This window comes from Actinosynnema sp. ALI-1.44 (assembly GCF_001984155.1).
Lineage (GTDB): Bacteria > Actinomycetota > Actinomycetes > Mycobacteriales > Pseudonocardiaceae > Kibdelosporangium.
Map to the genome: position 1 here is coordinate 816,814 of NZ_MTQO01000054.1, position 12,341 is coordinate 829,154.

The 12,341-nt window shown below is 69.0% G+C and carries 10 protein-coding genes; 5 read left to right on the plus strand and 5 right to left on the minus strand.

All coding sequences use genetic code 11. The features are described 5' to 3' along the window. Positions 1-93 precede the first annotated feature (93 nt). Together ALI144C_RS50725 and ALI144C_RS50730 are read left to right on the plus strand one after the other, a co-directional pair. Complete coding sequence (locus ALI144C_RS50725; RefSeq protein ID WP_076994444.1) at positions 94-1,617, plus strand: BTAD domain-containing putative transcriptional regulator; 1,524 nt, start codon at positions 94-96, stop codon at positions 1,615-1,617. Positions 1,618-1,639: 22 nt separating this feature from the next. Further along, complete coding sequence (locus ALI144C_RS50730; protein WP_076994445.1) at positions 1,640-2,107, plus strand: hypothetical protein; 468 nt, start codon at positions 1,640-1,642, stop codon at positions 2,105-2,107. A gap of 65 nt (positions 2,108-2,172) precedes the next feature. Here ALI144C_RS50730 and ALI144C_RS50735 read toward each other — a convergent pair whose 3' ends face one another. Further along, complete coding sequence (locus tag ALI144C_RS50735; RefSeq protein ID WP_237774697.1) at positions 2,173-5,262, minus strand: AfsR/SARP family transcriptional regulator; 3,090 nt, start codon at positions 5,260-5,262, stop codon at positions 2,173-2,175. Next, positions 5,259-7,535: a tetratricopeptide repeat protein gene (locus ALI144C_RS50740; protein WP_168211546.1), complete on the minus strand. Its 2,277-nt coding sequence runs from the start codon at positions 7,533-7,535 to the stop codon at positions 5,259-5,261. Before ALI144C_RS50740 ends, ALI144C_RS50735 begins: the two co-directional genes overlap by 4 nt. A 242-nt stretch (positions 7,536-7,777) precedes the next feature. Here ALI144C_RS50740 and ALI144C_RS50745 point away from each other — a divergent pair, with 242 nt between their 5' ends. Together ALI144C_RS50745 and ALI144C_RS50750 are read left to right on the plus strand one after the other, a co-directional pair. Next, on the plus strand, positions 7,778-8,959 hold the full coding sequence (locus tag ALI144C_RS50745) for a glycoside hydrolase family 64 protein (protein WP_237774698.1): 1,182 nt from the start codon (positions 7,778-7,780) through the stop codon (positions 8,957-8,959). A gap of 16 nt (positions 8,960-8,975) precedes the next feature. Further along, positions 8,976-9,470, plus strand: coding sequence for a DinB family protein (locus tag ALI144C_RS50750; protein ID WP_083754092.1), 495 nt, complete (start codon positions 8,976-8,978; stop codon positions 9,468-9,470). Here the strand turns inward: ALI144C_RS50750 and ALI144C_RS50755 are convergent. Both ALI144C_RS50755 and ALI144C_RS50760 read right to left on the minus strand, forming a co-directional pair. Next, the gene (locus ALI144C_RS50755) at positions 9,441-10,010 is read right to left on the minus strand and encodes a hypothetical protein (RefSeq protein ID WP_076994447.1); all 570 of its coding nucleotides are present in this window, start codon (positions 10,008-10,010) and stop codon (positions 9,441-9,443) included. The genes ALI144C_RS50750 and ALI144C_RS50755 overlap by 30 nt on opposite strands. Continuing rightward, positions 10,007-10,732, minus strand: coding sequence for a MerR family transcriptional regulator (locus ALI144C_RS50760; protein WP_076994886.1), 726 nt, complete (start codon positions 10,730-10,732; stop codon positions 10,007-10,009). The genes ALI144C_RS50755 and ALI144C_RS50760 overlap by 4 nt, the downstream gene beginning before the upstream one ends. 96 nt (positions 10,733-10,828) lie before the next feature. Between ALI144C_RS50760 and ALI144C_RS50765 the strand changes: the two genes are divergently transcribed. Next, positions 10,829-11,272 carry a hypothetical protein gene (locus tag ALI144C_RS50765; RefSeq protein WP_076994448.1) on the plus strand — a complete coding sequence of 148 codons (444 nt, stop codon included), beginning with the start codon at positions 10,829-10,831 and terminating at the stop codon, positions 11,270-11,272. On the opposite strand, the gene ALI144C_RS50770 is transcribed toward ALI144C_RS50765, so the two are convergent. Further along, a complete protein-coding gene (locus ALI144C_RS50770) occupies positions 11,260-12,081 on the minus strand; it encodes an alpha/beta fold hydrolase (protein WP_202819235.1) in 822 nt (273 codons plus the stop codon). The genes ALI144C_RS50765 and ALI144C_RS50770 overlap by 13 nt on opposite strands. Positions 12,082-12,341 lie beyond the last annotated feature (260 nt).

The window sequence follows — 12,341 nt, forward strand, 5'->3', positions numbered from 1 at the left end:
GGCCGTCAATGGACCGGTCCACCAGGGAAAGGCCCGGTTCGAGGGCGTTCGGGGGCCGAATGTTGCCCGGAAGCACCCAGTACGCTCGGCAGAGTGCTGCGGGTCCGTGTGCTGGGTGACCTGGCGGCGTGGCGTGACGACGTGGCGCTGGACCTGGGGCCAGGCAGGCAACGTGCCGTTTTCGCGGTGCTGGCCATGCGCGCCAACCAGGTCGTGTCCCGTGAGGCGCTGATCGACGCGGTCTGGGGCGACGCGGCGCCCGCAGGAGCGGACGGCAGCCTCTACAGCTACATCTCCCGCCTCAAGCTGGTGCTGGGCCGCTCCAGTCAAACCCTCACCTCAACCCGCTCGGGCTACACACTGGGGCTCGACCCGCAGGCGTTGGACGTCCACGAATTCGACGCACTACGCGAAGCAGCCCAGCTGGCATGGAACAGACGCGACACAACAGCAGCCAGGGCGGCACTGGACACGGCACTGGCCCTATGGCAGGGAGACGACGCGCTGGGCGGCGTCGACTCGCCGTTCGCGACCCTGCACCGACAACGCCTGGCGGAACTGAGACTGGCGGCAAGGGAACAGCGCGCGGAAGTGATGACAGCGGCAGCGGATCCCCAAGCCGTGCCTGACCTCCGTGACCTGGTCCGGCAGCACCCACTCCGCGAGTCACTCGCCGGACTGCTGATGACCGCGTTGCACCGCCTCGGCCGTGACACGGAGGCCATCGACGTGTTCGACTCGACCAGACGCAGACTGGTGGAAACCCTGGGCATGGAACCAGGCGCGGCACTACGAAGAATCCACGACGACATCGCGGCGACAACAAGAGCCCGCACAGGAGCCCCGAACAAACCAAAAGCATTCGTGGGGCGAAAGCGAGAGTTGGAGGTACTGCGAAGACGCCTGGCAGAAGTGCGGCAAGGACATGGCGGATGCGTGTGGATCGAAGGACCACACGGCATCGGTAAATCGGCGCTGTTGGCCGAAGCCTTCGCGGACACCGAGATCCCGGTGATCTGGGCGGATCGGAGAACGATCAACGAAGTGGAGTCGGCAGGCCCAGCGGTGATCGTGGCCGACGACCTGAACGACGCATCGGAGCAAGAACTACTGGCCTGGCACAGACTGAGCAAGATCGCGCACGGAGAACCTCTGCTCGTGGTAGGAGCATGCAGGCCGCTACCCCGAAGAACGGAAGTCGACCGGCTGCGCGCGGGCGTCGGTCCAGGTGGAGGCGATGTCCTACGCCTCACCGGTCTGACGAGCGAGGAAGCCGCACAGCTGGCAGGCAACCGAACCGATCAGTCCCTTGTGGACCTGGCAGCGGGAAACCCGCAGTTCCTGGCCGAACTCGTCGACCCGGCCACCTCAACCGAAGAAGTCGTACTCCGGCGAACCAGCCTGCTGTCATCCCGAACCCAGGCCCTGCTCCGAGCAGCCGCCATCCTGGCGGACCAGTTCGACCTGGCCGACGCGGCGACAGCGATGGGCGTACCGGTGACGGATCTCGTAGGCGCGGTCGAGGAAGCAGCGGAAGCAGGGTTCCTGACGGAGGTGGGACACCTCTTCAAGTTCCACCACCCAGCAGCAAGGCAAGCGCTGACCCAAAATCGGTAGCGCGCGATGAGACCATGGTGGAGTGGAACTGTCAGCCCTGTGGGTGAGAACGAACTGGACGAAGAAGTCCAGAGGCGGCAAGGCAGCCGCGAGGAGGAACGCGGTCCCGACAGCATTCGCCTTGCCCGACAACGGAATCTTCGAAGTAACGATGCACGAGCACACGGACTTCGCCCCGGTCTGGCAGTCGGCAGCCGAGCTGAAGAGAGATGAAGTGGACCTGACCGAAGAAGACACAGGTCGCCTCAGAGTCCAACTCTCCGAGTACGTACACGGCTTGCCGCAGCGAAACCGCCACCCGGCGGTCCGAATCGAAAAAGGGCAGTGGATCCGCTGGCAGATCAATTACCGTATGGTGCTCCACTGCCGCACAGGGGAATGGCGCTACCGTCAGGACACGCTGAACCTGGCGTACGGAAACGCAGACCCGACAGTCTTCCTGACAACGGCTCCGGTCCGGCACGTGGACGAGCGAGTACACCTGTTCTAGCGGACCTGCCGCCCCAGTCACCGAGAACTCAAGGCTGAAGCGCGACCAAGTGCCGAGCCTGCGGTTCAGACCAGCAACGACGCCACACCCCGTGCCCGCTCCGAAACCAACAGCTGACCCCGTTCCGAAGCCAATACCAAAGCCTCCTGCACGGTGGCCCTGGCCTTGGCGAACATCCCCAGCGCGATCTGACCGTGTGCCAACTCGGTCAAAGCCCTGGCCTCCAGCAACAACTGGCCACCGGTGCGAAGCTTGGCCAGTGCCTGCTCGCTGCAGGTCACAGCCAGTTCCGCGTTCCCTGCCCCGCGATGAGCGCCCGCCAGTCCGATCAGGACCGACGTTTCCCCGTAGCGGAAGCCGATCTGCCGGGACAGTGCCAGTGCCGCGTGGTATCCGGAGATCGCCGGGTGGAAGGCTCTCTGTCTGCTGTGGATGGTCGCGGTGACCTCCAGCGCCCCGGCTTCGCCTCGCCGGTCGCCTGTCTGGGTGCTGAGGGTGATCGCTTCTTCGGCGTGTCCCAGCGCGGTGTCGAGGTCGTCGAGGTCGCACTCGACCTCCGCCAGGCACACCAGCGCGGTCAGTTCGCCGAACCGCTCGCCGATCTGGCGGCAGTAGCGCAGCACTTGCTGTTGCAGTTCAGCCGCTTTCGTCAGCGAGCCGAGGTGCCAGTACGCGATGCCCAGCCCGTTCATGGCTCGGAACGCGGCGGCTTGGTTTCCCGTCGAACGGCTCAAAGCGAGTGACTGCTCGTGCCAGTTCAACGCGGTCGCCGGGCGCCCCGCCGACGTGTGCGCGACACCGATGTAGTTCAGCGCGAGGATCTCAGCGGCGTGGTTGCCGGTCTTGCGGCTGACGTCCAACGCCTGCCGGTGGCAGTCCTCAGCCAGCTTCGGAGTCCCGCGCTGGAGGTGGATGCGGCCGAGGTTGTGCAGTGCCTGCGCGGCGGCGTCCAGGTCCTCGGCCCGTTCGGCCACGGTCAATGCCTCGGTGTGGTAGTCGATCGCCCGGTGGTAGTCACCGAGGTTGAAGCAGATCATGCCGAGCACGTCCAGCATCGAGATCTGTGCCGCCGGTTCGCCTGCCTGCCGTGCGGCCCGCAACGCGGCCTCGAAGCCGGTGACCGTCTCCCGGGCGTGTCCACGCGCCTGAAGGTATCCACGTAGGACATCCGCCAGGCGCCACGCGTATGGCCGCAGCACAGGATGTGTCGCTGCCCACGCGACGACGGCGACGAGGTTGTAGCGTTCCTCATCCAGCCACGACAACGCGGTCGCCTCAGTCAACGCGGACGCGGGGACTGGTGACGACGGCAACGGCAACCGGGGCGCGGCCGGATACAGCAGACGCACCGCGGAGTTCGCGGTGTGCAGGTAGAAGTCCATCAGCCGGGTCAACGCGTCGACGGGGTCGGCGGCCGTGTCCTGGCTGACGGCGTACTCGCGGATCAGGTCGTGGAACTGGTAGCGCCCACTGGAATCCCTGTACAGCAAGGCCGCTGCGGTCAACCGGTCCAGCGCCCGACCGGCCTCCGCCGCCGACGAGCTAGCCAGCGCGGCGGCCGCGTCCACCCCGATGTCCGGCCCAGGCACGAGCCCGAGCAGCCGGAAAAACGACCGGTCGGACTCCGAGAGCCGCACGGAGGAATGGTCGAACGCGACCCGCACGGCGGACGCCTCGTCGCCGTCGATCGCGAGTTCCGCCAATCGCCCGGACTGCGTCATCTCCGCGACGTACTCGGCGATCCGCCGGTGTGGGCCCGCCGCGAGGTTCGCGCCGGCGATGCGCAACGCCAACGGCAGGCGTGCGCACGCGTTCACCAAGTCCAGCAACGCTTCCGGCTCGGCCTCGGCCCTCGCCGCGCCGACCAGCCCGGTCAGCACGGCCAGGGACTCCTGTTCGGTCAGCACGTCCAACGGGATGTGGTCGGCGCCTGGATTGACCGCGAGACCCCGTAGGTCGCCGCGGCTGGTGATCAGCACGTGACAGCCCGGCTCGGCGGGCAGCAACGGGCGGACCTGTTCGGCGTTGACAGCGTTGTCAAGCACCAGGAGCATCCTCCTGCTGGTCAACACGCTCCGGTACAACGCCGCCTGGTCCGCGAGGTCGGCGGGGATCTCGTCACGTCCGACGCCGAGCGTGCGCAGGAACCGGGTCAGCACGGTTCCAGGTGCCAGCGGTGGGTCCGTCGCGTACCCCTGCAGGTTCACGTACAGCTGGCCGTCCGGGAAACGGCCGCGTAGCTGGTGTGCGACATGCAGCGTGAACGCCGTCTTGCCGACGCCGGGTGGTCCGGACACGACCGTGATCGGCCCGGGCATGTCGATCAGCCGCGCGGCGGTGTCCTCCCGGCCGACGAACCCGCGCAGTGCGGCGGGGAGCTGGTTGATCGGCGTCGTCAGCACCGGTTGCGGGTCCGAACGCCCGGCCAGGATGGTGCGCTGGACCCGCTGCAGGTGCGGGCCCGGGGCGATGCCCAGGTCGTCGCGGAACTTCCGGTGCACTGTGCGGTACGTGTCCAGCGCGTCGGCCAGCCGGTCGGACCGGTGCAGCGCCTCGATCAGCTGGGCCCAAAACTGCTCGTGCCACGGGTGGTCCTTGGTCAGCTGGACCAGTTCGCCGATCACCTCGCGGTGCCTGCCCAGGTCGAGGTGGACCCGGATGCGGCGCTCCGCCGTGCGCAGCCGGTCCTCGGCGAGCTCGGCCACGGCCTCCCGTTGCAGCGACTCCGACGGGACGTCGGACAGCGCGGGCCCGCGCCAGCAGGCCAGTGCGTCGTCCAGCTTGGACAGCTCGTCGTCCAGGTCGCCGGTCCTCGCCGCCGTGCGCGCCGCCGCGACCAGCTGCCGGAACCGCAGCAGGTCCACCTGGTCGGACTGGACGGCGATCAGGTACCCGTCCGGTCGGGTCTCGATCAGCGAGTCGTCGCCGAGCACCCGGCGCAGCCGCATCACGTACAGCTGGATGCTCTTGCGCGCGGTCGGAGGCAGCCGCTCGCCCCACATCCGCTCACCGAGTTGGTCCATCGACACCGTGGCGTTGGCTTGCAACAACAGCGTGGCCAGCAGGACACGCAGCTTGGGACCGTTGATCGCGACTCGATGGCCGTCACGGACGACCTCGAGCGGGCCGAGCACGCCGTAGTGGAGGTTGGTCATGGTGAGCGAACTGTCGCCAGCCACTCCGCTGGGGTCGTGACCGCCAGTTCCGCGGACTCGCGGGCTTCGGTGCCGTCGACGAGCGCACGGGCCCGTGCCCAGTGGGCGTCGGCGGCGGCCTGGTCATCGGTGACGGTCGACGCCGCGAGGTCACGCAGCGTGCGAGCCTGCCACAGCGGCAGGTCCAGTTCGGTCCACAGGGCCAGTGCCGTTTCCAGCGTCTGCCGCGCGGCCGGGTAGTCGCCGGACGCGAGATGGACCTCGCCGAGGGTACGGGTGACGAGCGCGATGCCGAACCGGTCGTGCCTGCGGGTGCAGGTGCCCAGGCAGTGGTCGAGCGTTGCGGCGGCCTGCGCGTGCAGGCCGGTCCGCAGCGCGGCCTTGGCCCACGACTGCCGGGCGTAGGCGGCGCCGAGCTCGTCGCCGAGGTCGTCGAGGATGGCGGCCGACTGGTCGGCCAGGTCCGCGGCTGCGGCGTACTCGCCGATCGCCCGGTGGCAGAGGCTGAGACCACGCAACGACATCGCGACGCCGCGCTGGTCGCCCGCCTTCCGGTAGATCTCGACGCAGCGCTGGAACTGGGCGGTCGACGCGGTGATGTCGCCTTGGTCGCGACTGATCGCGCCGAGGCCGTAGTTCGCGGCCGCGACCACCCCGAAGTGGCCGATCTCCTCGGCCACGGCGGCGGCCGTGCCCAGGTCGACGATCGCGGCATCGGTCACGGCGAGTTCACGGTGGACGGTCCCCATCCCGACGAGCGCGGCGGCGAACGTGCTGTCGCCGCCGAGCACGGCGGCGAGCGTGGCGGCCTCGCGGAAGTGGGTGATCGCCGCGGGGAAGTCGTCCTTCTCGGCGTACAGCTGGCCGAGCCGGGCCAGGCTGACGGCCTCCGCGCCGCGGTCGCCGACCGCGCGGGACACCTCGAGGGCGATCTCCTGCGTCCGCTGCCACTCGTCGAACTCGTTGCGCGCCGCGAACGGGATGGCCAGCAGGGACACCAGTGACACGATCGTGTTGTAGTTGATCCGCAGCTCGTAGGCGCGTTCGACCATGCGCACGGCCGCGGCCGACTCGGCCCTCAGCCACTCGTCGCGGTCGGCGCGCACGTCCTCGATCAGCGCCGGGTCGACCGTGACGTCCGGCAACACCGGTGAGCCCAGCGTCACGGTGACCCGCGGCAGGTCACGGCTGCTCTCGTCGATCAGCACCATCCACGTGGCCAGCGTGCGGATGACCGCGGCGGGCATGCCCACACCGGACTCGTGCTGCTCCGCGCCGAACAGCTGGACCAGGTCGTGCAGCCGGTAGCGGACCCGGCCGAGCGCGTCGGCCCCGGCGACCTCGATCAGCCGCAGGTCGACGAGGTGCTCGACGATGTCCCTGGCCTCGCGTGGCGACACGTCCAGCAGCGGCACCACCGGCCACCAGCCGAAGTCCGGCAGGTCGAGCACGGACAGCAGGTGGAACGCGCGCCGCTGCTTCTCGTCGAGCTCGGCGTAGGTCAGGCCGAGGCTGGAGCGGATCGCCAGGTCGCCGACGGTCAGTTCGTCCAGCCTGCGGTGTTCGTCGGACAGCCGCACGACGAGCGACTCCAGCGGCCAGTCCGGGTTGGCCACCAGCTTCGCCCCGGCCGCGCGGACGGCCAGCGGCAGCCCGCCGCAGAGCTTGGCGATCTGCTCGGCCTGCTCGCGCTCGGCGATCACGCGGCCGGGCCCGATGATCCGGCCGAGCAGCACGATCGCGGCGTCGGTGGTGAGGAAGGCCAGTTCGATCGACTCGGCGTTGTCCAGCCCGGCCAGCCGGGAGCGGGTGGTGATCATGACGAGGTTGTCCTCGCCGCCCGGCAGCAGCGGCCTGACCTGCTGCTCGGTGCGGGCGTTGTCGAGCAGGACGATCATCCGCTTGCCCGCGGTGATCGACCGGTACTGCTCGATCCGCTCGGCCGTGCCCGCCGGGACGTCGGCCGCCTGGACGCCGAGCGCCTGCAGGAAACGACCGAGGACGTCGTGCGCGTCGGCCTCCTCGCGGCCGGTGGCGCCGCGCAGGTCGGCGAACAACTGGCCGTCGGGGAAATGGCGGGCCAGCTTGTGCGCGGTGTGGACGGCCAGTGCGGACTTGCCGATGCCGCCGAACCCGGAGACGGCCACCACGCGCTTGCCCGAGCCTGTGGCGGTCCGCATGATCGCGGCCACGTCTGCGTCGCGTCCGATCAGCTCGCCGCTGTCCGGCGGCAGGTTGCGTGGGGGGTCGTCGAGTTCATCGGTGATGCGCACGTCGTCTCCCCCAAGCACGGACTCAGCGTTGGATTCTCCCACAACCGGCGGCTCCGGCAACCGCGTGGTGACGGCCATTGACACACGACGGGCGCCTGTCGATGCTAGTGAGAGCGCTCTCACGTCCTGAACGCGAAAAGCGCACGTCGGCGCCTGGAAGTACCTGCCCGGTGTCCGTACGACACCGCCCCTGCAGTGGGCGCCGACGCTCCACCCGGGACAAACCTGAGGAGGACAAGCAGGTGCTCACCCCACGCAGGACACTCGCGGCCCTGGTCGCGGCGGCCTCGGTCGCCGTGATGATCACCGCCGGCCTGACGGCACTGGCCCCGGCCGCGCGGGCCGTACCGGCCACGATCCCGCTGCAGATCAAGAACAGTTCCGGCCGCGGCGACGCGGTGTACATCTACAACCTCGGCACCGAGCTCTCGACCGGGCGGCAGGGCTGGGCCGACGCCAACGGCACATTCCACCCGTGGCCCGCGGGCGGCAACCCGCCGACACCGGCGCCGGACGCGTCGATCGCCGGTCCGGCCAACGGCCAGACCAGGACCATCAGGATCCCGAAGTTCTCCGGCCGGGTCTACTTCTCCTACGGCCAGAAGCTCGTGTTCAAGCTGACCACCGGCGGCCTGGTGCAGCCCGCGGTGCAGAACCCGTCCGACCCGAACGCCAACATCCTCTTCAGCTGGTCGGAGTACACGCTCAACGACAGCGGCCTGTGGATCAACAGCACGCAGGTCGACATGTTCACCGCGCCGTACGCGGTCGGTGTCCAGGCGGCGGGCGGGCAGGTCCGCACCACCGGGCACCTCAAGCCGGGTGGGTACAGCGCGGTGTTCAACGGCCTGCGGTCACAGGGCTGGGGCAACCTCATCCGCAACAACGGCATCCGGGCGTTGGCGCCTGGTCACGGCGTCGGCGTGGGTGCGTTGCCCGCCAACGTGATGAGCAACTACATCGACCGCGTCTGGTCGCACTACTCGACACGGACGCTGACGGTGACCCCGTTCGCCAACCAGCCGAACGTGAAGTACACCGGCCGGGTCTCCGGCAACACGATGACGTTCACCAACGCCTCGGGCGGGTTCGCCACCTCGTTCCAGAAACCCGACTCCGACAGCGTGTTCGGCTGCTACAAGCTGCTGGACGCGCCGAACGACCAGGTCCGCGGGCCCATCTCGCGCACGCTGTGCGCCGGGTACAACAGGTCGACGCTGATCACGAACCCGAACCAGCCGGATCCGAACAACACGAACTTCTACAAGGACTCCGTGACCAACCACTACTCGCGGCTGATCCACGCCCAGATGGCCGACGGCAAGGCGTACGGGTTCGCGTTCGACGACGTCGGCGCGCACGAATCCCTTGTGCACGACGGGAATCCGCAGCAGGCGTACATGACGCTCGACCCGATGAGCTAGTTGGTAGCGTGGAGCCATGGACCACTGCCCGGAGTGTGGCTTCACCTATGACCTGAACGAGTCTCCAGCGGCGGCCAGGGCGATCCGCGCGGGCGCCGACGACTTCGCGGTGATCCTGCGAAGCGGGGCGGACGTGCGCCGCAGGCCGGGCAGCGGTGTCTGGTCGCCGCTGGAGTACTCGAGTCACGTGCGCGATGTCCTGCTGGTGCAACGGGAACGCGTTTTGCTCGCGCAACGGTTGGACACGCCCGACTGCGAGCCGATGGGCCGGGACGAGCGGGTCGAACAGGAGGGCTACAACGAGCAGGAGCCCGCAGCCGTCGCCCGGCAGATCACGGACTCCGCGCTGCTGTTCGCGACGGTGCTCGACCGTCTCGAAGAGACGGGCTGGCAGCGGACGCTGATTTACAATGCGCCCTCGCCGGTGAAGCGGGCAGTGCGGTGGGTTGCCGTGCACACCTTGCACGAGGTGCGCCACCACCTAATGGACATTCGTCGCCAGCTCGCGTGACGCGTCGTTGATCGCCCGCACGGCCTCGCGTGGGTCGTCGGCGCGGAACCGGATCGCCGACACCTGGCTGTCCTTGACGGACAACGGGTCAGAGAGCACGACTGTCACGTCGGTCTGGTTGCCGATCACGATGCTGAGCGTGTCGTCGTCGAATTCGATCGTCGGTCCATTGTGGTCTTTGCGGTGCACCCTGGCGGACGCGATCGACGCGAGCGGAACCCGCACCTCGAACATCGAGCCTTCCCGCAGCACCAGCGTGTCGCTCGTCAGACAATGCGGCCTGGTCACCATGACCGCCGCGATCCCCAACACCTGGAGCAGGGTCAGCACGTCGAGCACGTGGACCCACCACCACGGCACCAGCAGGCCGACCACGAACGACTCCAGCGCGAGCGCTCCGGTCAGGACCGACAACGTCGGCACCTGGTCGCGGGCGTAACCGATGGCGGTGTCCGACGGTCCGACACCGGCGCGGCGACGCCGGACCCACAACCACAGGCTGGTCAGGCCGCGCCATTGGCTGGTCAGGAGTCGCTTCACGGGCCCACCTGCCGCATCGCCCGACGGAACACCTCGGCCTGCGCGGGTGCCAGCGACTCCAGCACGGCGGCGCTGAACGGGTGGTCCAGGTCGACCTCCGACGGGACAATCCCGGGCGGGATGCTCTGGGCGACCCTGGTCGCGAGCGGGGCGATACGCGGGTCGTCGACGGCGGCCTCGGCGAGCTCTTCCAGCTGTCGCGCCAGGTCCTGGCCGAGGGCGAGCGTCGCCGGGTCGGTCACGTGGGCACGCAACGTGGAGACGATCTGCTCGCTGTCCGGCGTCATGTCCAGCAGCGTGAACAGTTCACGCTCCAGTGCGCCGATCGACCCGGTGGCGGTGGGCAGTTCGCCGAGCAGATCGGCCACTTCCGGTGAGATCGTGGCGTCCTCATGTCGGCCGACCTGTTCGAGCACGGCCGCCAGCCGGGTCCGGCGGGCGCGGATGGCGGCTTCCTGGCGAGCCAGGTCGGCGTCCAGCGCGGTGAGCATCTCCCGCAGGTCCAGGCCACGGTCGTCGGCGAGCGTGTCCCGCACCTCGTCCAGGCTCAGTCCCAGTTCGGTCAGCCTGCGGATCCGGGCGAGCACGATCACGTCACGCAGCCCGTACTCGCGGTAGCCGTTCGCGCGCCGCTCGGGCTCGGGGAGCAGACCGCGGTGGTGGTAGTGCCGGATGGCCCGGGTCGACAGTCCGACCAGGTCGGCGAGTTCCCCGATGCGCATGACCACAGTAAAAACCTTGACGCTGCGTCATGGTCAAGCCGAACCGCTAGTCTTGGCCGATCCGTTCCATGCACCAGCGTCGGTGGTGGAGGAGCCATGGGGATGTGGCGCAAGGCGAAGGCCGCCGGGCCGGAGCGCGATCTCGCGCGGACACTGGCGGTCCTGATCACCTTGGTCGACCAGGGAGTCCGGGCGCAGCCCAATGCCGAGGAGACCATCGCCGAGTGCTGCAGACCCGGCGCGCCGCCCGCCGACGTCGCCCGCCGGGGTGGCCGGATCGTCAGCGAGTACGCCCGGCTGCACCTGGAGGCCATGGACCTGGGGTGCCCTGAGGGCTCGTTGCAGCAACGGGTCGCCGAACTGCTGCTCTGGCACGCGGTCACCGTCGAGAGCTGCATCAGGCTCGCGTTCTCCAAGCACTGGAGCCCGGACGCGCAGCGCCGGGGCCACTCCCACAGCGGCCTCGGCGACCACGCCCGCACGCTGCGGGAGTCCCGTGTCGCCCTGCGGATGTGGCTCGACGAGCTTCAGTCCGCCTGAGTCCCCCGAAGGAACTCCGCGGTCTTGGCGGTCCACGTCCGGACGTCCGCGACGGACGCAGCGATGTGCAGCCGCGAGCCCGGGATCAGGTCGTGCAGTCGCTGGGCGGTGGCGGGCGGGTGCAGCGGGTCGGTCTCCCACGTCATGATCAGCGTCGGTAGCCGAAGGCGGGCAACGAGATCCTGCGGCGGCAGATCGGACTGGCCGATCCCGCGCAGCACAGCGGGCAGCAGTTCGTCGGGGACCTGCGGGGTCAGGTCGAACTTGGGGTAGTCGGCGAAGATCGGCAACGGGTCGGCGGCCGCCCACTTCGCACGCCACGCCGCTCCGCCGAGTCGGTCGACCTCGTCGGCGGTGTCGGTGTACCACTGCCGCGCCTGGACCGGTCCGTCCTCCCAGGCGACGGGCGGAATGATCAGCACCAGACTGCCGAACCGCTCCGGCGCGATGACGGCCGCGTGCAGCGCGGCCGCGGCGCCCCACGACGAGCCGGTGAAGTCGATCGGCTCGGCCACGCCCGCGTCGTCGAGCACGCCGAGCAGGTCGAGTCCGACGTTGGCGAAGCCGTAGTCGGCGTCGACCGGGCGGCCGGTCGACTGCCCGTGGCCGCGCTGGTCGAACGTGAGCAGGGAGCGACCGGCTGACAACGTGTCGAAATCGAACAACCCCATGCGCCGCACCGCGTCCCGGCTGAGGAAGACGCCGTGGGCGTAGCCGAGCGGCCGACCGCTGCCGGTGTACTGGTAGGCGATTCTGGCGCCGTCCCTGGTGAAGTGGCGGTCTTCGGGCATCGGCCTCGGCTCCTCCATACCGGGTGATGGTATGTGGCGAACATACGGGTAGGGGGTATATGAGTCAACTGGTCGCGTGGTTTCAGGTCAGCGTGAAGCCGGATGCGCCGGAAGAGGCGATCATGGGACGATGTCCACGGTGTCGCTGTCCGCTGGGCCGCTGTCCACTGGACGACAGCGAACTTGTCGCCCAGTGGATATCCGCGCGGCCTGCCGCTGGCTATCGTTCGCTGTGCCGGTGCACGGGGGGAACCGGCGTACCGACTCGTGTTGCTGGG